This is a genomic window from Ornithinibacillus liuyingii (assembly GCF_055550225.1).
Window position 1 is genome coordinate 142,327 of record NZ_JBPWOS010000009.1, and the last position, 20,707, is coordinate 163,033.

The window sequence follows — 20,707 nt, forward strand, 5'->3', positions numbered from 1 at the left end:
GAGTGGAAGTTATGTACATAAATAATTTTAACTAGTTCCTATGAAACTATAAAACAACCTGATTAATTTGATATACTAAAGAAAAGTAGGAAGTGAGATTACAATGATCGACATTCATAGTCATATTTTGCCTGGAATTGATGATGGTGCGAAAACAATAACCGATAGCCTAGTAATGGCACAGGAAGCAGTGAAGCAAGGAATTCACACGATTATTGCAACACCACATCATCAGAATGGTCAGTTTATCAATGTTAAAGATGATATTGAAAAATATGTGGCAATACTAAATGAAACATTACAGGAAGAGAATATTCCTCTTACCGTACTAACAGGTCAAGAAACACGTATCCATGGAGATATGTTGCAGGAATTAGAAGCTGGTATTATTGCAACACTTAACCATACTCAGTATGTATTTGTTGAGTTTCCTTCTGGAGATGTGCCTCGTTATGCAGAGAAAATGCTATTTGATATTCAGGTTGCGGGTTACAAGCCAATTATTGTACATCCCGAACGTAACCGTCATATAGCTGAGCATCCCTCTACACTTTATAATTTCGTTGAAAAAGGTGCCCTTACCCAGGTTACCGCGGCAAGTCTAGCTGGTAAATTTGGAAAGACGGTGCAAAAATTATCCCATCAATTAATTGATCATAATCTAGCTCATTTTATAGCATCAGATGCTCATAATACAACTTCACGAGGATTTATTATGAAGGAAGCTTATCGCATTTTGAAGAATGAGCATGGAAATGAGACCTATTATATGTTCATGGAGAATGCGCAGTTAGTTGTTGACGGACAATACGTGCATCGTATTGAACCAGAACGGATTCAGAAAAAGAAAAAAGTATTTGGCCTCTTTTAGACAGAATATTATGTGAATCATTTACCATGAACTTAGCAAGAGGGGATGGATTTTTTGATTTCAGTATTAGTAGTAGACCCCTGGCGGATAATTCGGGAGGGTATACGAACACTAATCGATAATGAGCCGGATATAGAAGTAATCGGAGCTGCAGGAACAGGAGAGGAAACCATTCAGATAGTAGAGGAGCTTCAACCAGATGTGGTAGTAATGGATATAGAATTACCAGATCTAAAAGCGATTAAGGCTCGCTCCTTAATCAAAGAGATAAACCCAGATACTAGAGTTATTTATTTAACAGACATGAAGGATTCGGACATGATTTTCCAAGGGATTGCCAATGGGGCAGATGGTTTTCTTGTTAAACAACTCTATCCGGACATGTTGTGCCAAGCCATTCGTGATGCTGCGAGAGGTCAATATGTTATCTCTGGTGAAATTGCAAAAGTAATAGTAAACAGTGTGAGGAAATTGTCATTAAATAATAACCAGCTATTGGCAAAGCGATTGGAGCATAAGGGGATACATTTTACAAGACGAGAACTGGAGATTGCTAGGTTCATTATGGATGGTGATACAAATCAACAAATTGCCAATCAATTACATATTTCCGAGGGAACCGTAAAGAATTATATAAGTTATATTTATATGAAACTTGGTATTAAAAAGCGCGATAAAGTAATCCAGTTTTTAACGAACTTGCTGAAGTGACAAATTACGACTAATTCCTACAATTTCATGACTTTGGTTACTGAAGTCACTATGAAACGTGACTGCAACTATAGTAAGATGATTGTGGTTAAGAAAAATAGGTCCAAAATAATAGGGGAGCTATAAATTAGGATGAAAATTTGTTTGCTTCAAGAAAGCAAGTTTTTTCTTTTACTTAATGAACAATTAATTAAATACGACCATGTGTGGATAGTGACGAGATTACCAGCGGATGTCGTGTTATTAGATGATGAGGAATTCACAGAACAAGATGTGACGAATATAGTACGTGTTCTGAAAGAAGAAAAGGTCATTTTAATCACGAATAAGTATGAGGAGTTACCTGTTCTTTCGTTAATAGATGCTGGTGTCTGTAGTATGCTTCCTAAGCAGAAGTTACTCTATAACGATTTGGTAACATTTTATTGACCATACTATTCGTATGAAACGTGTGGAATATGATCAGTTCTCGATCCGTGCACAATTGGAATGTGATTTAACACTCAAGCAAACTAAAGTTGCTTCATTAATGCAACATGGGCATTCAAATAAAGAGATTGCGAGTTTACTAGGGATTTCTGAAGGTAGTGTGAAAGTGCATGTTAGTCAGATTTATGTGAAGTTAGGCATAAATGAACGAGCAACAGCCATTAAGGAGCTAGGGAAATATAATAAGCAAAGATTGAGAAAGAAAGAGTGATCAAACATTGAGCTATCGCCAGAGATTATTAGGACTAATTTTATTAGATTCAGTGATTGTAACATTTGCCGTTTTCGTTGCGGCGTGGATTGCTTATCCTAACGCACCAGATGGAGAGTATTCCGTTTTAATCTATACTTCTATATCATTATTACTATTCCATCATCTATTTGCATTTATGTATAAGCTATATAATAAGGTATGGGCATATGCGAGTGTCGGTGAACTAGTTGCCATAGTTAAGGCAGTGACATTCTCCGTGGTGTGTGCTGGGGTTGTCCAATTTTTAGTTAATGACTTTACCATATTTCGTAAAGCATTAATCGTAACATGGTTATTACATATCGTATTAATTGGTGGTTCTCGTTTCATCTGGCGTATCGTTCGGGACCGTTATATTATGAATGATGCTGGTAAGAAACGGACTTTAATTGTTGGTGCTGGTGCAGCAGGTTCTATGATTGCTCGTCAGTTTCATTTTAATAATGCTCAGAGTGAACTATTGCCAGTAGCATTTGTAGATGATGATATACATAAGCAACGAATGGAAGTGTATGGTGTTCCTGTACTTGGAATGATAAAGGATATTGAGTCGATAGTAGAAAATCATCATATTGAGCATATTGTTATCGCCATTCCGTCATTAAAAAATGATGAGCTTCAACGGATTGTAACTTTATGTAATAAGACGAAAGCAAAGGTAAAAATGCTACCGAAAATTGAAGATTTAATGAGTGGGAAAATTTCGGTTAATACCCTTCGCAATGTAGAGGTAGAAGATGTACTAGGTCGTAAACCGGTCGAGCTTGATATTAATAAGATTTCAGAATATGTTACTAGTAACACCGTAATGGTTACAGGTGCGGGTGGTTCGATTGGTTCTGAGATCTGCCGTCAGTTGATGAAATTCACTCCAGGTAAGATATTATTAGTTGGTCATGGAGAATACAGCATTTATAAAATTGATATGGAATTACGTGAAGTGTATGGTCAAAGCGATATCGAAATCGTACCAATCATTGGTGATGTGCAAGATAGACAACGTATGTTTAACATTATGGAAGAACATCGACCTTATGTCGTATATCATGCAGCAGCCCATAAGCATGTACCACTAATGGAATATAACCCACATGAGGCAGTGAAGAATAATGTGATTGGAACTCGTAATGTTTCAGAAGCAGCAGATGCCTATGGTGTGAATACGTTTGTTTTAGTTTCAACCGATAAAGCAGTCAATCCGACGAATGTAATGGGGGCCACGAAGCGTGTTGCTGAAATGATTGTACAATCAATGGCCCAACATAGTAAGACGAAATTCGTTGCGGTACGTTTCGGTAATGTTCTTGGTAGTCGTGGAAGTGTTATTCCACTATTTAAGAAGCAGATTGAAAAGGGTGGACCAGTTACAGTTACACATCCAGAAATGACGCGTTACTTTATGACGATTCCAGAAGCTTCTCGCCTTGTGATTCAGGCCGGTACGCTTGCTCGCGGTGGGGAAATTTTCGTGTTGGATATGGGTGAACCTGTCAAAATAGTAGACTTGGCGAGAAACCTTATTAGATTATCTGGCTATACGGAGGAAGAGATTCCGATTGAGTTCTCGGGGATAAGACCTGGGGAGAAGATGTATGAGGAGCTTCTTAATGAGAAAGAGATTCTTCCGGAGGCTGTGTATGAGAAAATATATATTGGTAGGACAGTAGATGTTAATACGCAAGCTGTACAGAACTTGATAGATAAATTTAACTCCTATAATACGGTAGAGTTGAAGGATGCATTGATGGGGATTGTGTTTGAAGAGCAGCAAATGGCTGTATCAAAATAATTAAAGGTAATAGGGGATGGAAAAATGAAAACAGTAAAAAAAGCAATTATACCAGCAGCTGGATTAGGGACTAGGTTTTTGCCTGCTACGAAAGCAATGCCTAAGGAAATGTTACCTATTGTAGATAAGCCGACCATACAATACATTATTGAGGAAGCTATTGAATCTGGTATAGAGGATATAATTATTGTAACTGGTAAAGGGAAGCGTGCCATTGAAGATCATTTCGATCATAACTTTGAATTAGAAGACAACTTAATCAAGAAGGAAAAATTTGAATTACTTGATAAAGTTAAGGCATCAACTAATGTTGATATTCATTATATTCGTCAAAAGGAACCAAAGGGTTTGGGGCATGCAGTTTGGTGCGCCCGAAAGTTTATTGGTAACGATCCTTTTGCGGTTTTACTAGGGGATGATATTGTGCAAGCTGAGACTCCCGGTTTAAGACAGTTAATTCAACAATTTGAAGAAACTAAATCATCCGTAGTGGGCGTCCAGCAAGTTGCAGATAGCGAAACTCATCGTTATGGTATCGTTGACCCTAGTACAATTGAGGGAAGACGTTATCAAGTTAATAACTTTGTTGAGAAACCTGCGCCTGGTACTGCGCCCTCAAATTTAGCTATTATGGGTCGCTATGTTTTCACTCCTGAGATATTTGATTATCTTGATAAGCAGCAAATTGGAGCAGGTGGGGAGATTCAACTAACAGACGCTATTCAGATGTTGAATGAAGTTCAGAAAGTATACGCATATGATTTTGAAGGTAAGCGATATGATGTAGGTGAAAAACTAGGATTTTTGACTACAAATATCGAATTTGCATTACAAAATGATGGTATGAAAAAAGAATTACTAGAATATTTAACTGATCTATTAGGCGAGAAAACAGTTAAAGGTTAAGGGGATGGTGATAGGTATCTTTTTTAAAGGTGTCTTTCACCACTTATTCATAAAATACAAGGAGAAGAAAAATGTATTTGAAGGTGAAAAGGTTAATTGACATAATTCTATCGTTAATGGGATTAATCGTTCTATCCCCAATTTTTTTAATTTTTATTCTTGCTATTAAAATTGATTCTAGGGGACCCGTTTTGTTTAAGCAAAAACGAGTAGGTATTAATAAGACTCACTTTAATATCTTGAAATTTCGTACTATGAAAATCGATACACCAAGAGATACTCCAACGCACATGTTAGATAATCCAGAACAATATATTACTCGAGTAGGAAGATTCTTACGAAAAACTTCTTTAGATGAGTTGCCACAAATTTGGAATGTATTAATTGGGGAAATGAGTATTATTGGCCCTAGACCTGCATTATGGAATCAGTATGATTTAATTGCTGAGAGGGATAAGTATGGTGCCAATGACGTTCCTCCTGGATTAACTGGTTGGGCACAAATTAATGGTAGAGATGAACTTCCTATTGACGTGAAATCAAGGTTAGATGGTGAATATGTGGCAAAAATGAGTTTTGCTTTGGATGTAAAATGCTTCTTTGGCACAATTGTAAGTGTTGTGAAAAGTGATGGAGTAGTTGAAGGTGGAACAGGCACAACTACAAAAGACGAAATTGCTGGTAGTAAGGAGAATATTTCAAAATGAAGAGAGTACTTATTACTGGGAAGAACAGTTATGTTGGGAATTCATTTGAGGAATGGGTCGCAAATATTTCCCCAAAGAATTTCTCAATTGACAAGATTAGTGTAAGAGACGATTCTTGGAAAGATAGAGACTTTTCTCAGTATGATGTTGTATTGCATGTGGCTGGGATTGCACATGTTTCTACGGATCCTAAAATGGAAGAACTGTATTATAAGGTTAATAGGGACTTGACGATAGAACTTGCTAAGAAAGCAAAAGTAGATGGTGTCAAACAATTTATTTTTTTGAGTAGTATTATCGTTTATGGTGATGGGGGAAGTGCAAGAAGATTTATTGATCGCAATACCATTCCAACCCCTAGTAATTTTTATGGAGAAAGTAAACTACAAGCAGAAAAAGGCATAAAGAAATTAGATGATATAAACTATAATATTGTAATTATTAGACCACCTATGATATATGGTAAAGGTTCAAAAGGGAATTATCCCAAATTGGCAAGATTAGCAAAAAAGTTACCTATTTTCCCAGATTTCGATAATGAAAGAAGCATGTTACATATTGACAATCTCTCTGAGTTTATCAGATTAATAATTGATAATGAAGAAGAAGGTTTGTTCTTTCCACAAAATAAGGAGTATGTTAAGACGAGCGAAATGGTACAATTGATTGCGGAAGCTCATGGAAAGAAAATAAGGTTAGTGAAATTGTTTAATCCAATTATTAGATTACTATTTAATAGAGTTGGGATTGTAAATAAAGTCTTTGGTAATTTAGTTTACGAACAAAAAATGAGTATTTACAAGAATTCATATCAAAATGGTGATTTAAAACAAACGGTCTTCAAAACGGAAAGGTTAATCTAATTATGCTATATGAGACAAAAACAAAATCAAGTAAAATAAAAAAAGAACTTCCGAAATATTCAGTTCTAATGTCCATCTACTATAAAGAAAAACCGGAATATTTAATAGAAAGCATAGATAGCATGCTTTCACAAACGGTGTTACCCGATCAAATAGTAATTGTAAAGGATGGTAAATTAACTAATGAACTGGATATTTTAATTGATAAGTATAGGGTGGAATACCCAAATTTATTTACTATTCTTCCTTTATCAAACAATATAGGTCTTGGGAGAGCTTTAGATGAAGGGTTAAAATACTGTAATAATGAACTAGTTGCTCGTATGGATACCGATGATATTTCGTTGTCTACTAGATGTGAGAAGCAACTGCAAGCTTTTGTAATTGATCCAGATTTAAGTATTGTTGGTACTATGATTGATGAATTTTATGACAACCCTTCTAATATAGTTTCGTCTAGAACAGTACCTACAGAACATAACGAGATTTATAGCTTTATTAGGAGAAGAAGCCCATTCAATCATCCAACTGTAATGTTTAAAAAGTCAGAAGTGGTCCGTTGTGGTGGATATGGTTTGTTGAGAAGAAAACAAGACTTAGATTTATTTTCTAGGATGATGAATAGTGGTTGTAAAGCAGCTAATATAAATGAATCACTTCTACTTTTTCGCTCTAATGAAGATAGTTTTAAACGTAGAAAGAGCTGGTCCTACTGTAGGAGCTATATAGTCGTAGAGTATACAATATGGAAAAGAGGCCATTGTTCAATTATGGATTTACTTTATGTAATAATGGGACAGATTGTGATGTTTCTTTCACCTATGTGGTTATTAAAGTGGTTATCTAATAATTTTCTAAGAAAACAAGTATAGAATTAGATATAGATATAACTAAGATAGTGGGGTTAAACTTAAAATGATAAAATCCATAGAATCTAATGTGAATTCATTTCTACAAAAATTTCCTGTATTAAAAAAAATTGTAAAACGAAGTTACCAACTAGGAATGTATTTATTATCTCCTAAAATAAAGGCTGAAGGTGAAATTATACGTATATCACCAAATGATGGCATGGAATATTTTTTTGGTTATTATGATAAGTCACCTTGGGATGCAAGTGATAGGTATATGCTATGTTTAAGGGCAAAAAATACTTATTCTTCTGTTGCACCTAATGATCCTGCAGAAATATTGTTGTTTGACACATATGATAATAACTCATATAGAATCTTAGGGAAAACAAATTCATGGAATGTCCAACAAGGTTGCATGTTACAGTGGTTAGGTCCACGCTATGACAAAGAAATAATTTATAATGACTTTAGAGACGGGGAGCATTGCTCCATAATAGTTAATATTGAAACTAATGAAGAAAGAGTTATTCCCGCGCCAGTTTATAGTGTTTCGAATGACGGGAAATTTGCTCTCACTTTAGACTTTTCACGATTACATCGACTAAGGCCTGGATATGGTTACTCCAATAAGGTAGATAAATTATCTAATAGTAAGTGCCCAGATTCCCCTTGTATTTGGCATGTTAATCTAGAAAATGGTCAAATTAAAAGCATATTGAATTATACTGATTTTTTTAATTTCGATACAAGACCTGAGATGATAGACGCAGAGCATAAGGTAAATCATATCATGTTAAACCCCTCGGGTAGTAGATTTATGGTTTTACATCGATGGTTAAATGGTAATCAAAAATTTACACGACTTGTTACCGTTGGAACAGACGGTAAAGAAATGTTCAATCTAAATGATGATAATATGACATCTCATTGTTATTGGAAAAATGATTTTCAGATAATTGCCTATGCTAATAAAAAGTTAGAAGGTAATGGCTATTACTTAATGGAAGATAAAACTAATAAGTATAAAAAAATGTGGACAGAGCTAGCATCAGATGGGCATCCAAGTTTTTCTCCTAATGGTAAAATGGCTGTCACCGATACGTATCCTAATAGAGCAAGAGTTTCTACTATATCTATAATATTAGGTAATAAAGTAAGAAATTTAGCAAGAGTTTTTGCGCCATTTAAGTATGATAACGATGTCAGATGCGACTTACATCCTAGATGGAATAGAAAAGGAGACAAAATTTGCTTTGATTCAGTGCATGAGGGTACTAGGGGGCTATATGTTGTTAATGTACAAATAAAGAATTGATTTATTTATTTTGAACATATGTGAGAGGAGTAATTTATGAACAAAATAATGATTATAGGTTCTTTTAATGGGAACAATTTAGGCGATAACGCTGTGTTGGAAACGATTATTGAATCTATAAAAGAAAAACAACCTGATTGTAAAATTTATATACCGGTTTCAAATATATCATATATAAAGAATAGTTACTCTAATGATAAAAATGTAATACCCGTGAATATTAATAGAAAAACTGGTGCATTACGATTCTTTAGTATACAGACAATTATCACACTGCTTAAATGCGATGCAGTTATTACTACTGCTGGAATATTATTTGATTATAAATGGTATAAAATATTTACTTTTAGTTTTATAACTACTTTGGCTCCTTTACTGACTTTGTCCAAGATCTTTAAAGTTAAAGTTATTGGCTTTAACGTGGGAATAATTAATAGGGGATCTTTTGTTGGAAGCAAAATATTAAGATATGTCCTAAATCTACATGATGAAATATATTTAAGAGACCCTCTAGATATAGTTGTTTTAAAAGAACTGGAGGTTAAAAGCAAATTCCATGAATCTGCGGACGTTGTATTTATGGGAAAGGTTAAAGCCGATTTTAGCCATATTATCACTGAAAATCACAGGTATAGCTCCTCATTAAAAATTGGGATTAATATTAATTCGTACCTTGGTGAATATGCAGATAATGCTGCAGAGATGAATAATAGCAATGTGTTAGACTTTATTGCAAATAACGTTAACTCTATGATAGAAAATGATAATGATATACTTATTTACTTATTACCTACTGCTAGAATGGATTTAGAGATTAATCAAAGGTTAGTAGATAAAATATCTAATAGAGATAATGTGATTTTTCCTAATATTACTAGTACTGCAGAGTATATAAGTTATATTAATAATATTGATTTATTTATTGGTATGAGAATGCATTCTTTAATATTTGCAACATTAGCTGGCAAACCTGTTATTAGTTTAAATTACAGTTCGAAAGTTACGGGATTTATGAAGAGATTAGGATTTAATAATTACTCTGTGGATATTTCAGAGATTGACAATAAGATAATTAATAATAAAGTTAATTTACTAATAAAAGATATGAATAGAGTTAGTGAAATGCAGTCCAATAATATGCAATTGTTGAAAGAAACAGTAAATAATTCTTTAGATTGGCTGAAATAAAAACATAGCAAGGAATTGTATAAATGAAGAAAATATCGTTAATTTCTGGAGCAAAGTGGTCATTACTAAGTAATATTATTCAGCTTATATTCGGCGTTATAACTATACTTATAGTTACAAGAATGTTAGGGCCAAGTAATTATGGTTTTCTAGAGACTATCTTAGCAATAATAGCTATATCAGTACTTGTTAATGACTTTGGGATTTCTCCATCAGTTTCAAGATATATAGCTCGTAGTTCTCATGATATTACAAAAGTTAAAGTTTTATTTTCTATGGGATTCTATGTGAAATTATTTACTGCTTTGTTGTCATCTATAATTATATTTACAATACTTCCGCTTTTAGATAATTTATTAAATATTGATCTTCAAAGTTATAATATATTGATAGTCATACTTATTTTTCTAAAATCTTTTAATGACTATTTTGGCAAAGTGTATCAAGGAGTTAAAAGGTTAGATATACTAAGCAAAATAAATATTTATAAAAACATTGCCCACCCTTTGCTTGTTTTCTTACTTATTTCTTTAGATTTAGGAGTAAGTGCTTATCTTTTAGCTGAATGTTTTATACTAGTTTCAATATTAATAGTAAGTTTAATTTATATAAATAAAGAAAGATTGTTAAACTTTCAATTAGATAAAAGTACTTTAATGTCAATTATTAAATACGCATTTCCAATGTTTATTATTTCTATAAGTTTTGTTATTTTTATGCGAAGTGATATTTTTATGATTCAATATTATAGTAATTCTACTGATGTAGGATTATATAGTTTAGCTGTTATTATTGTAAGTAAAATTCAGATTTTATTTGTTGCGATTGGAACAGCAGTAGGGCCAGAATTTGCGAGTATGGATGAAAATGGAAGGCGTAAACTATTTCTTAAAGTTTATAAATTAGTTTTAATGCTAGCTTTACCAATGGCAGTTGGTTTATTCTTACTAAGTGATTTAATAATTACAGAATTTTTTGGAGAGAGTTATGTAGAAGCTATTACAGTTTTACAATTTTATTGTATATTTATGTTCTTTTATTGTTGCAATGCTGTGTTTAGTCCTCTACTCGATTATATAGGAAGAGCAAAGTTACGTTCAGTATTAGTAGGAATTGCTGCTGTTTCTAATATAATATTAAATTTATATCTAATACCAACCTATGGAATTAATGGGGCAGCATTAAGTACAGTGATAACTTATACTGTTTATTCTATTATAGTAATTTATATTACTGTGCGCTTTTCAGTTAGTTCAAACGATTATAAATTCATCTTGTTAATAAACATAAAGGTTATTTTATCGGTATTCATTATGTCTACTTCTATATTACTAATAAGATTGTTCGTCAATAATAGTATCATTAATATTTTTATATTGATAGTAACCGGTATTATATTTTACTATATTAGCATTTTTATTAGCCGTTTGAGTACAAAAGAAGAAGTAATGAGTCTATTAAGAACTCGAAAGAATAAAATGGGAGAATCAGAATTAACATGAAAAAAACACTTCATATTTTATCACTATCTCGTCAAGCGGGTGTAGAAGTAATGTTTATAAATTACTTAAATTACCTAAAAGATAGAAACCCTGAGGATTTAAAAAAACAAATTGTATTTGCCTTTAGTATTTCTAATTATTTTATAGAACAGTTAAATCTATTGGGAGTGGAATATCATATTGCACTTAGATCAGGTAAGTATGATTTTAGATTTTTGAAACAGATAAGATTACTGCTTAAAAAGAATAAGGTTGAAAATATTTATGGTCAAAATTTTATAGGTAATATAATGGTAGCAATTATTAGTTTGTTATATAGAAAAAAAGTTAATATAATATGCCATGAACATGGAACAGCGTGGAGCGCTAAGGGGTACAAGGTATTATTAACTTATTTTTGGGTTTGGAAATCAGACACAATAATATGTAATTCTAATGCAGCTAAGATTATTCTAACACAGAGGTTCAAGGCGGATAGTAATAAAATTAAGATAATTTATAATGGGGTACCTTCTGAAACCAGGAGAGAAGAAACTAAAAACAAAGATCAAATTTTATTTGTTGGAAGATTAGAAGCAATAAAGTCACCAGAAACAGTTATTGAATCAATGAAATATATAATAAAAGTGAAGCCTAAAATGCAATTAATTATGATAGGAGATGGAACTAAGCGACAAAAATTGGAAGAATTAACTTATAGACTTGGTTTAGAGAAGAATATAATTTTTACTGGTTATTTATCCAGTGACATAATAAAGAAATATATGGCGGGTTCTAGCCTTCTTATTCTCCCTTCAATAAGAGAAGCTTTAGGAAATGTTATATTAGAAGCTGCTTTTCAAGGTACCGCAACTATTGCAACAAAGGTTGATGGTATCGCGGAAGTTATAGATCATAATTATACTGGGGTTTTGATAGATCCCACTTTGGATGTAAATCAGAAAGATGCACCTTTATTTGTTGTTGATCCAGAAAGTAACATATTGAAAAAACCAAAAAGAATAAATCCTAAGATTCTAGCTGAAAAGATTATAGAAGTATTAGATACCTCAGCTTATATAGAAATGGGAGATAATGCGAGAAATAAAGTAATTAATAATTTTAATTTAGAAAAATATATAGAAAATATTAGTAAGGAACTTAGTTAAATGAACAAATTTCCAAAAGATGAATCCCTAAATAGCCAATTAAATAATAAAAAGTTAGATCCAATACATAACTTTTTTATGAGATTAACTATTTTATATTTCGTAATGTTAATTTTTGGTTACTCTTACGGAATAACAGTAATGGGTAATATTAGTTTAAGGATTCCAGATATATTGTCAATATTTTTAATTGTTGCTGGATTCAGTATAATATTGCTCCAAAAAAAATTTAATATGAATCCACTCGTATTTCTACCAATTATACCTTTTCTGATTTTAGAGGTCACATTTCCAATACTTGGTGGATTTTTTGAAACAACAATATTAGATGCTACTAGTGGTTTGAGAATATTATTACTCTATGGTCCCGTAATAGTATATTTTTTAGTATTTGGATATCAAAATATTACACTTTTTGAAACCAAGTTTCATAAAACCCTTAAAGCAGTAGTGATTATCAATATTTTATATAGTACTATACAACTTTTAGTTGTATTTAACTTAATACCAGACACTATCTTAATAACTAAGTATTTACAAAGTTTGTCCGTCGATGAGCATTTTCAAATTACTGATGCTCTTCGTGCTAGTGGTTTTTTTGCGAATTCAACTTCGCTATCAGTATTTGGAATATTAAGCATGTCTTATTTTTGGGCTAAGTTTATAAGATTTAACAGCAATGTGGATTTAATTTATGGAATTGCTTCACTTTCCTTAATAGTAGTATCTACTTCTAGAACAGCTTATTTAACTGCATTTATAATTATACTTGTAACAGCATTAATAAAGTATAAGCAATCACTCAAATTTATGATCTCAATCTTTATCATAATAACTATTCTAATTATCTTTTTGCAAAATACTGTAGGAGTCGACACCTTTTTTTCAAGGTTTATTAGGCTGGAAGATGGTATACAGAATGATTATTCACTAAGTTATAGAACCCAATTAATATGGCCGTATGTTATCGAGGGACTTAATGGATTTCCATTAGGTACTCTTATACCACCTACTCAAGTTTTTGGGGTGATTGATTCTGGGTATTTAACATATTTTGCTCAAGGGAAATGGCTTTTTATAGTGAGTATAATTTTCTTATACCTAAGTTTAATACTTATATTTATTAAACAGGTTTTAAAAAAGAAAAAAGGTTGGACCCATATATTATTATTATTTATTTCTATTTATATTATCTCTGCGATGGTAATTAGTAATCCATTGAGATCTCCAATGGTAATTTTCTTTTTGTTGATTACGATTATATTCATTAATTTTGAAAGAAGGTCAATATCAGGTGAAAATTCTATACATAGTATCAACATTAGCTAGAACTGGTCCAACTAATCAGTTACTAAATATCGTTAGTAATTTGGAAGATAATGAATTCGAATCAATGATAATAACATTATCCCCAGAACCTAAAGATTCATTAATTGATAGATTTTTGGAGAGAGGTATTAAAGTTAAATCACTAAATTTTTCACGATATCAAGGCATTGTTAGTGCTGGAAAAGTAGTCAAAAAAATTGCTAATAATTATGCTCCCGATGTTATACACACTTCTGGCATAAGGGCTGATGGAATTGCGACAAAACATCTAAAAAATTTCAACTTGGTTTTAAGTGTTAGGAACTTCCCATTTGAAGACTATCCAATGAAATTCGGGAAGATTCTGGGGAATATTATGGCTCGAAAACACTTGAAAGTTATTAAAAGTAATAACCATTCTATTGCTTGTTCAAGCACATTAGCCAAAAAATTTAAGGATAAACTAGGTGTTGAATTAAAAGTTATTCAAAATGGTGTAGATACAAATACCTTTAAAAAATTAGAAGATTCTTCTAAAAAGGAACTTAGGAAAAAATTAGGAATAGATGTTCAAAAGAAAGTGTTTATCTCAGTTGGATCAATAATCAGGAGAAAAGATCCAAGAACCGTTATAGAAGGATTTCTCAATTCTGCAAATAGTAAGGACAGTTTGCTGTATATGCTTGGAAATGGGAATCTATTAGATGATTTAAAAAAGGACTTTGCTAATGAAGACAATGTGGTTTTTTTAGGGTCTATCCCTAATGTGGTGGAGTACCTTCAAGTTTCAGATTACTTTGTTTCAGCGTCTTTGTCTGAAGGGTTACCCAATACTGTGTTAGAAGCATTGGCGGTAGGCTTACCTGTTTGTTTATCAAATATAGACTCTCATGAAGAAATACTAGATTTAAATTGGGAAGCTGGTTTTACCTTTGAAATAAATAACATAGAGGAACTATCTAATAAACTAACCGAGCTAGTAAAAAGCAATAAAGAAGATATGTCAAATAGTGCTCTTAATTTAGTAAACAATAACCTCAGCGCTAAGATAATGTCGAAAAGGTATCAAGAGTTATATAAAAAGGTATCAGATTTATAAACTATTGTTTTAATATTCAAGTTGATATCCTAAGCAGAAATTGGAGTTGATTTTATTTGTTGAAAAACAGATTACATTCTAAAAAAAAAGTTTACCTAATAACAGGTACAGCAGGTTTCATAGGATACTATCTATCAAAAAAACTGCTAGATCATGACTGTACAGTGATAGGTGTAGACAATTTAAACGACTACTACGATGTGAATCTAAAACAAACAAGACTGGGATTACTAAAACCTTATGAGAACTTTACTTTCATCAAAGCAGACATTTCTAACAGCAAGGTGATTGACAGTCTATTTGAGGAGTATAAGCCAAACATAGTAATAAACCTAGCTGCTCAAGCCGGAGTTCGCTATTCCATAGAAAATCCAGATATATACATGCAAAGCAATGTGATTGGTTTCTATAATATTCTTGAGGCATGTAGACATTATCCAGTGGAGCATTTAATTTATGCTTCTTCTAGTTCTGTCTATGGAGCAAATAAAAAGGTTCCATTTGAAGAAACGGATTTTGTGGACAACCCTGTGTCGCTCTATGCTGCGACGAAAAAATCAAATGAGTTAATGGCACATACATATAGCCATTTGTATAAGATTCCGGCAACTGGCCTGCGTTTCTTCACTGTATATGGTCCAATGGGGCGACCAGATATGGCTTACTTTGGTTTTACAGATAAATATTTCGCTGGAGAACCTATAAAAATCTTTAATAATGGAGATTTTGAAAACGATCTATATCGTGATTTTACTTATATCGATGACATTGTTGAGGGGATTGATAGATTAATAGAGAACCCTCCTACAGAAACGGTTCCACATACTGTCTATAACATTGGCAATAATAATCCAGAAAAATTGATGGTGTTTATTGAAACACTGGAAAAAGCATTAAGTAATGCATTGGGTAGAGAAGTAGAATTTAAGAAAGAATTTGAACCAATTAAGCCTGGTGATGTACCTGCTACTTATGCCTCAACTGATAGATTACAAGCAGCTGTAGGCTTTAAACCAAAAACATCGATAGAAGTAGGATTACAGCAGTTCGCTAATTGGTATGTTGATTATTATAACAAGAATTAGGAATTAAATTGTCTTATTAGTTAAAAGACTTATATAAGGAGTTATATTAAAATGAAAATAACGGTTGCGGGAACAGGTTATGTTGGTTTATCCAATGCGGTTCTCTTAGCGCAAAATAATGAGGTCATCGCACTAGACATAATCCCTGAAAAAGTAGATATGATTAATAATAAGAAATCTCCAATAGTTGATGAAGAGATTTCAGAATTTCTAGAGACAAAAGACTTACATTTAAAGGCAACAACTGACGAACAGGAAGCGTATCAACAAGCCGAATTTGTCCTTATATCTACTCCGACTAATTACGATCCAGACAAAAATTTCTTTGATACTTCTTCTATAGAGACAGTAATTGGAAAGGTGTTAGCGATTAATCCAAATGCGATTATGGTAATTAAATCAACTATTCCAGTTGGTTATACACAATCTGTTCGTGAGAAATTTAATACAGAGAATATTATTTTCTCACCAGAGTTCTTACGCGAAGGAAAGGCATTATATGACAACCTATATCCTTCACGAATTGTAGTAGGGGAAAAATCAGAGCGTGCAAAGGTGTTTGCTGATTTACTAGCTGAAGGTGCTTTGAAAAAAGATATACCTGTTCTATTTACAGACTCAACCGAAGCAGAAGCTATCAAACTCTTTGCTAACACTTACCTAGCAATGCGAGTCTCATTCTTTAACGAATTAGATACCTATGCAGAGTTAAAAGGTTTGAATACCCAACAAATCATCGAAGGAATCAGCCTAGACCCGCGTATAGGAGGACATTACAATAACCCTTCATTCGGTTATGGTGGTTACTGCTTACCTAAGGATACGAAACAATTATTAGCTAACTTTGCAGATGTTCCTAATACGATTATTAAAGCAATTGTTGACGCAAATGATACGAGAAAAGAGCATATTGCGGATATGATCCTGAAGAGAAATCCTAAGGTAGTAGGCATCTATAGATTAACAATGAAAACAGGTTCTGATAACTTCCGAGAATCAGCTATTCAAGATGTCATGAGTCGCATTAAAGGTAATAAAGTGGAAGTTGTTATCTATGAACCTGCTCTAATAGATGATATATTCTTTGATTCTAGAGTAATTCATGATTTTGAAGAATTTAAGAGTATTAGTGATGTCATCGTTGCGAATAGACTTTCAGCTGACTTAAAAGGGGTTGAAGAAAAGGTTTATACTAGGGATGTATTTAGTAGAGATTGAAATGAACCTTAGATTAAGTTTTACTTTTGGGTTAGAGAAGAGACTAAAGATCAAAGCGGCAAAAAGTTAGAGAATAAGAAGAGAAGTTATGAGTCTAGTTAATAAGGATGAGAAAACTAGAGTTAAGTTAAGAGTCATATTCTAAATAAATCATACCATTAGCCCACATCTTAGAAATAGATGTGGACTGTTTTATGTTTACAAAATATTAACGTTACTGTTATGAGATCAAAAGGAACCATTGTGTTGCTTGCAGTTTTGATTCATTAATCATGAATTTGTTAAAGTGCTAAATGTATAGTGATAGTCCACCCACTAGTGAAGTGGTATTTTCAAAAATCCTAGTTCACAAGATCCTCAGCCCCCAAAACCACGAGGCTGGACAAGAAACCTGTCTCCGCGTCCCATCTATTTCTGAAACAAAAATGAATTAATAATAGCAAAGTATTCCCGAATATGCGTTTGAACAAGAATGTGTTTTGGTGTTTTAGACGGTGCTGCATATACGGTAAAACCAACTCGGCTACCAATCATTTTGGCCCGAAACATATGAAAATCATTCGTGACAACAATGATTTCTGGATTTAATTCAGAGGGCGCGAGTAGTTCCTTCGAAAAAAGAAAGTTCTCATGTGTGCTCGTTGACTTATCTTCTACTAAAACATCCGTTGGTTCTACCCCAAGAGAAACTAAGTACCTTTTCATTGCTTCACCTTCGGAAATTTGCTCATTGTAATCCACTCCTCCAGAGGTCACAATAGTGGTTGGATTCTGCTGATAGAGTTCATACGCTTTATTTAATCTCCTTTTTAATGTTGGAGATGGTTCTCCGTTAATCAAACCAGCACCAAGTACTAAGATTGGAGCATTGGAACTGGGAGGTGGATCTTCTTGTGCCTGATACATTAGAATTTCGAGAAACACAATCATAACTACAGATAGCACGATAAGTACTGTGAGCATGTTTCGTAGCCACTTTTTCTTTCTTATAAAAGAAAAAAATCTTTGATGAAATATAGCTAATAATAGAAAGATAATTCCCATCACCGTAATAACGATAATACCAAAATCAATATTCCCACTTACATAATAAAGGGAAAAAACATAAAGAAAACAACTAATTGCCAATAGGCCGAAAAGAATAGACATAGGATACAACCTTTCGTAGTTTACTAGAATATATGTTAAAGAATATGTAGATCAGGCTAATAGTCCCTATTTATCTCTAAATTGGTCATGCATAATCTCTTTATAGTATTCCGCATAACCAACCATTCCCAGTTCCTTTGCTTCCCTAAGCTCTGTCTCTCTGTCATAAGGGACACGTACAAAGTTAATCGAATTCGCCCCATACGAACCATCAACGATGACATAGGTAGCGTCCACCACATCTAAACCGACACTTCCAACATTGCAGAGGATTCCAATATCGTAGGTTCTAAGCCAGGTCAGGTGAATATCACCATAAAATACCATATCAGGCTTACGAGTGGAGTGAAGGGATTCGGTTTCTTCACTATTCTCAAAAAGGGACAAACACTTTTCAGTTGGATGATACTCCGGGGCAATTCGTTCAAAAACGCTCCTCGGTGATGCATGGAAACAACGTGCTAGTTTGCCGTTCAATTCAAATTCAATATAGAAAGGCAAGGAAGCAAGATACTTATAATCCGCTTCTGTTAAGCGATTCTGAATCCAATTAATCGATTCATGATCAATCTCATCCCGAATAAATACATCCCAATTACCATAAATAACTTGATCGCAATGCTGTTGAACAAGTTCAATACATTCCGAACCACGTGGCCCCTTTCCAACCAAATCCCCTAAGCAAAATATCTGATCAACACCACGCTTTTCAATATCTGCAAGAACCGCCTTTAGAGCCGTTAAATTACCATGAATATCTGAAATGATAGCAATCTTTGACAAACTAGCTTCCCCCTTTGATAGCTTTGATTTTAGTTTATACTAATTTTTGGAAAAATTGAAGAAGGGACAGAGGTTTAGGTTTCTCGTCCAGTAGGACAACTAACCTATCCCTATGTCCCACCGTTTACTTCGCCCACCCGAATCAATTATAATGTATTAATTAGGAGGGGATGGTTATTCAACACGAGAAACATTATGAGGTTATGAAGAATCCAACAGGTAAGCAGCGGTTAGGGTTGGCCTTTTTGCTTGGTCTGTTATGTATGTTAGGGCCATTTAACATAGATATGTACTTACCGAGCTTTCCAGACATTGCCCAAGATCTGAATGTCCAACAATCACTTGTGCAGTTAAGTTTAACTGCATGTTTAATCGGCCTTGCTGTGGGGCAACTTATTGTCGGACCAATTAGTGATGCAAAAGGAAGAAGAAAACCGATATTATTATTTATTAGTTTATTTGCTTTAGCTTCTATTCTTTGTGCACTTGCACCGAATATTATAGTTTTAGTGATTGGTAGATTTCTACAAGGATTTACTGCATCAGCTGGTATTGTTTTGTCTCGGGCTGTTGTACGTGATGTCTTTACTGGTAAAGAACTTACGAAGTTTTTCGCATTATTAATGGTTATAAATGCAACAGCACCAATGGTTGCGCCAATTAGTGGTGGTGCATTATTACTTTTACCATTTACTTCATGGCATACGGTCTTTATCTTTTTAAGCTTACTGGGTGTTGCAATAGTTATTACCGTAGCTTTTAAACTAAAAGAAACGTTGCCAGAAGAAAGACGACAACCTAGTTCGATTGGAAATTCGCTAAGAACGATGGGGAGTTTGTTTCTTGACCGTTCGTTTATTGGTTATGCTATTGTTGTCGGCTTTGTTCAAGGGGGAAGTTTTGCTTACGTTGCTGGAACACCATTCGTATACCAAGGGATATATCATGTTTCACCACAAGTATTTAGTATTTTGTTTGGAATAAATGGGTTAGCTATTATATCAGGAAGTTTTTTAGTTGGACGTTTGAGTGATATTTTTGAAGAAAGAAGCTTACTTCGTACAGCAGTATTAGTCTCCGTTAGTGCGAATGCAGTCTTACTTTCGATGGCTATTCTAAAAGGACCGCTATTTATGATTGTTATACCGATATTTATTCACATGATAACGATTGGAATTATTTTAACGAGCACATTTACATTAGCAATGAAAAATCAAGGTCATCGTGCAGGAAGTGCCAGTGCTTTATTAGGCATGTTTCCTCTAGTAATTGGGGCAATCGTAGCTCCCATTGTTGGAATTGATGAAACAACAGCAATTCCAATGGCAGCTATTCTATTTAGTTGTTCCTTCATAGGGTCCATCGCATTTTTTGCATTAACTAGAAAGTTGGACAGCCATACAGAAAGTGCTGAATTAGTTGCAGAGGGTTAAAGTATTGAAGTGAAGCATAGGGGAGTTCCCTGCGCT

20 protein-coding genes are annotated in these 20,707 nt (G+C 33.4%); 18 read left to right on the top strand and 2 right to left on the bottom strand.

The features are described from left to right. Positions 1-103: 103 nt before the first annotated feature. From ACSKT4_RS13505 to ACSKT4_RS13585, 17 genes are all read left to right on the top strand, one after another. The gene (locus tag ACSKT4_RS13505; protein WP_465823588.1) at positions 104-871 is read left to right on the top strand and encodes a tyrosine-protein phosphatase; all 768 of its coding nucleotides are present in this window, start codon (positions 104-106) and stop codon (positions 869-871) included. Between the two features lie 54 nt (positions 872-925). Further along, entirely contained in the window at positions 926-1,582 is a 657-nt protein-coding gene (locus tag ACSKT4_RS13510; protein WP_465823589.1) for a response regulator, read from the top strand. A 132-nt stretch (positions 1,583-1,714) separates the two neighbouring features. Then, positions 1,715-2,011, top strand: a complete 297-nt coding sequence (locus tag ACSKT4_RS13515; protein WP_465823590.1) for a hypothetical protein — start codon at positions 1,715-1,717, stop codon at positions 2,009-2,011. A gap of 13 nt (positions 2,012-2,024) precedes the next feature. Continuing rightward, on the top strand, positions 2,025-2,282 hold the full coding sequence (locus ACSKT4_RS13520) for a response regulator transcription factor (protein WP_465823591.1): 258 nt from the start codon (positions 2,025-2,027) through the stop codon (positions 2,280-2,282). 7 nt (positions 2,283-2,289) lie between these two features. Beyond that, positions 2,290-4,113, top strand: a complete 1,824-nt coding sequence (locus tag ACSKT4_RS13525) for a polysaccharide biosynthesis protein (protein ID WP_465823592.1) — start codon at positions 2,290-2,292, stop codon at positions 4,111-4,113. 24 nt (positions 4,114-4,137) lie between these two features. After that, positions 4,138-5,019 carry a UTP--glucose-1-phosphate uridylyltransferase GalU gene (gene galU / locus ACSKT4_RS13530; RefSeq protein ID WP_465823593.1) on the top strand — a complete coding sequence of 294 codons (882 nt, stop codon included), beginning with the start codon at positions 4,138-4,140 and terminating at the stop codon, positions 5,017-5,019. 71 nt (positions 5,020-5,090) lie between these two features. Beyond that, complete coding sequence (locus ACSKT4_RS13535; RefSeq protein ID WP_465823594.1) at positions 5,091-5,726, top strand: sugar transferase; 636 nt, start codon at positions 5,091-5,093, stop codon at positions 5,724-5,726. Further along, positions 5,723-6,589, top strand: coding sequence for an NAD-dependent epimerase/dehydratase family protein (locus ACSKT4_RS13540; RefSeq protein ID WP_465823595.1), 867 nt, complete (start codon positions 5,723-5,725; stop codon positions 6,587-6,589). Before ACSKT4_RS13535 ends, ACSKT4_RS13540 begins: the two co-directional genes overlap by 4 nt. 68 nt (positions 6,590-6,657) lie before the next feature. Continuing rightward, on the top strand, positions 6,658-7,461 hold the full coding sequence (locus tag ACSKT4_RS13545) for a glycosyltransferase (RefSeq protein WP_465823596.1): 804 nt from the start codon (positions 6,658-6,660) through the stop codon (positions 7,459-7,461). 43 nt (positions 7,462-7,504) lie between these two features. After that, the gene (locus tag ACSKT4_RS13550) at positions 7,505-8,758 is read left to right on the top strand and encodes a TolB-like translocation protein (RefSeq protein WP_465823597.1); all 1,254 of its coding nucleotides are present in this window, start codon (positions 7,505-7,507) and stop codon (positions 8,756-8,758) included. Positions 8,759-8,794: 36 nt separating this feature from the next. Further along, the gene (locus tag ACSKT4_RS13555) at positions 8,795-9,946 is read left to right on the top strand and encodes a polysaccharide pyruvyl transferase family protein (protein ID WP_465823598.1); all 1,152 of its coding nucleotides are present in this window, start codon (positions 8,795-8,797) and stop codon (positions 9,944-9,946) included. A 23-nt stretch (positions 9,947-9,969) separates the two neighbouring features. Beyond that, positions 9,970-11,448, top strand: coding sequence for a flippase (locus ACSKT4_RS13560; protein WP_465823599.1), 1,479 nt, complete (start codon positions 9,970-9,972; stop codon positions 11,446-11,448). Beyond that, the gene (locus ACSKT4_RS13565; protein ID WP_465823600.1) at positions 11,445-12,596 is read left to right on the top strand and encodes a glycosyltransferase family 4 protein; all 1,152 of its coding nucleotides are present in this window, start codon (positions 11,445-11,447) and stop codon (positions 12,594-12,596) included. The genes ACSKT4_RS13560 and ACSKT4_RS13565 overlap by 4 nt, the downstream gene beginning before the upstream one ends. After that, positions 12,597-13,925 (top strand): hypothetical protein, encoded by a 1,329-nt coding sequence (locus tag ACSKT4_RS13570; protein ID WP_465823601.1) that lies wholly within the window; start codon positions 12,597-12,599, stop codon positions 13,923-13,925. After that, positions 13,891-15,003 carry a glycosyltransferase family 4 protein gene (locus ACSKT4_RS13575; protein ID WP_465823602.1) on the top strand — a complete coding sequence of 371 codons (1,113 nt, stop codon included), beginning with the start codon at positions 13,891-13,893 and terminating at the stop codon, positions 15,001-15,003. Before ACSKT4_RS13570 ends, ACSKT4_RS13575 begins: the two co-directional genes overlap by 35 nt. A gap of 59 nt (positions 15,004-15,062) precedes the next feature. After that, the gene (locus ACSKT4_RS13580) at positions 15,063-16,088 is read left to right on the top strand and encodes a GDP-mannose 4,6-dehydratase (protein ID WP_465823624.1); all 1,026 of its coding nucleotides are present in this window, start codon (positions 15,063-15,065) and stop codon (positions 16,086-16,088) included. Between the two features lie 51 nt (positions 16,089-16,139). Beyond that, complete coding sequence (locus tag ACSKT4_RS13585; protein ID WP_465823603.1) at positions 16,140-17,306, top strand: nucleotide sugar dehydrogenase; 1,167 nt, start codon at positions 16,140-16,142, stop codon at positions 17,304-17,306. A 408-nt stretch (positions 17,307-17,714) separates the two neighbouring features. Here ACSKT4_RS13585 and ACSKT4_RS13590 read toward each other — a convergent pair whose 3' ends face one another. Then, the gene (locus ACSKT4_RS13590) at positions 17,715-18,455 is read right to left on the bottom strand and encodes a YdcF family protein (RefSeq protein WP_465823604.1); all 741 of its coding nucleotides are present in this window, start codon (positions 18,453-18,455) and stop codon (positions 17,715-17,717) included. A 66-nt stretch (positions 18,456-18,521) separates the two neighbouring features. Beyond that, positions 18,522-19,238, bottom strand: coding sequence for a metallophosphoesterase family protein (locus tag ACSKT4_RS13595; protein WP_211741162.1), 717 nt, complete (start codon positions 19,236-19,238; stop codon positions 18,522-18,524). A gap of 203 nt (positions 19,239-19,441) precedes the next feature. On the opposite strand from ACSKT4_RS13595, the gene ACSKT4_RS13600 reads away from it, so the two are divergent. Continuing rightward, the gene (locus tag ACSKT4_RS13600) at positions 19,442-20,671 is read left to right on the top strand and encodes a Bcr/CflA family efflux MFS transporter (RefSeq protein WP_465823605.1); all 1,230 of its coding nucleotides are present in this window, start codon (positions 19,442-19,444) and stop codon (positions 20,669-20,671) included. The last annotated feature ends 36 nt before the right edge of the window (positions 20,672-20,707 follow it).

Coding starts and splice junctions, on each gene's coding strand:
- ACSKT4_RS13560 (WP_465823599.1), top strand. CDS start 9,970: ATGAAGAAAATATCGTTAATTTCTGGAGCAAAGTGGTCATTACTAAGT.
- ACSKT4_RS13585 (WP_465823603.1), top strand. CDS start 16,140: ATGAAAATAACGGTTGCGGGAACAGGTTATGTTGGTTTATCCAATGCG.
- galU (WP_465823593.1), top strand. CDS start 4,138: ATGAAAACAGTAAAAAAAGCAATTATACCAGCAGCTGGATTAGGGACT.
- ACSKT4_RS13555 (WP_465823598.1), top strand. CDS start 8,795: ATGAACAAAATAATGATTATAGGTTCTTTTAATGGGAACAATTTAGGC.
- ACSKT4_RS13545 (WP_465823596.1), top strand. CDS start 6,658: ATGTCCATCTACTATAAAGAAAAACCGGAATATTTAATAGAAAGCATA.
- ACSKT4_RS13550 (WP_465823597.1), top strand. CDS start 7,505: ATGATAAAATCCATAGAATCTAATGTGAATTCATTTCTACAAAAATTT.
- ACSKT4_RS13540 (WP_465823595.1), top strand. CDS start 5,723: ATGAAGAGAGTACTTATTACTGGGAAGAACAGTTATGTTGGGAATTCA.
- ACSKT4_RS13535 (WP_465823594.1), top strand. CDS start 5,091: ATGTATTTGAAGGTGAAAAGGTTAATTGACATAATTCTATCGTTAATG.
- ACSKT4_RS13600 (WP_465823605.1), top strand. CDS start 19,442: ATGAAGAATCCAACAGGTAAGCAGCGGTTAGGGTTGGCCTTTTTGCTT.
- ACSKT4_RS13505 (WP_465823588.1), top strand. CDS start 104: ATGATCGACATTCATAGTCATATTTTGCCTGGAATTGATGATGGTGCG.
- ACSKT4_RS13515 (WP_465823590.1), top strand. CDS start 1,715: ATGAAAATTTGTTTGCTTCAAGAAAGCAAGTTTTTTCTTTTACTTAAT.
- ACSKT4_RS13570 (WP_465823601.1), top strand. CDS start 12,597: ATGAACAAATTTCCAAAAGATGAATCCCTAAATAGCCAATTAAATAAT.
- ACSKT4_RS13520 (WP_465823591.1), top strand. CDS start 2,025: ATGAAACGTGTGGAATATGATCAGTTCTCGATCCGTGCACAATTGGAA.
- ACSKT4_RS13590 (WP_465823604.1), bottom strand. CDS start 18,455: ATGTCTATTCTTTTCGGCCTATTGGCAATTAGTTGTTTTCTTTATGTT.
- ACSKT4_RS13565 (WP_465823600.1), top strand. CDS start 11,445: ATGAAAAAAACACTTCATATTTTATCACTATCTCGTCAAGCGGGTGTA.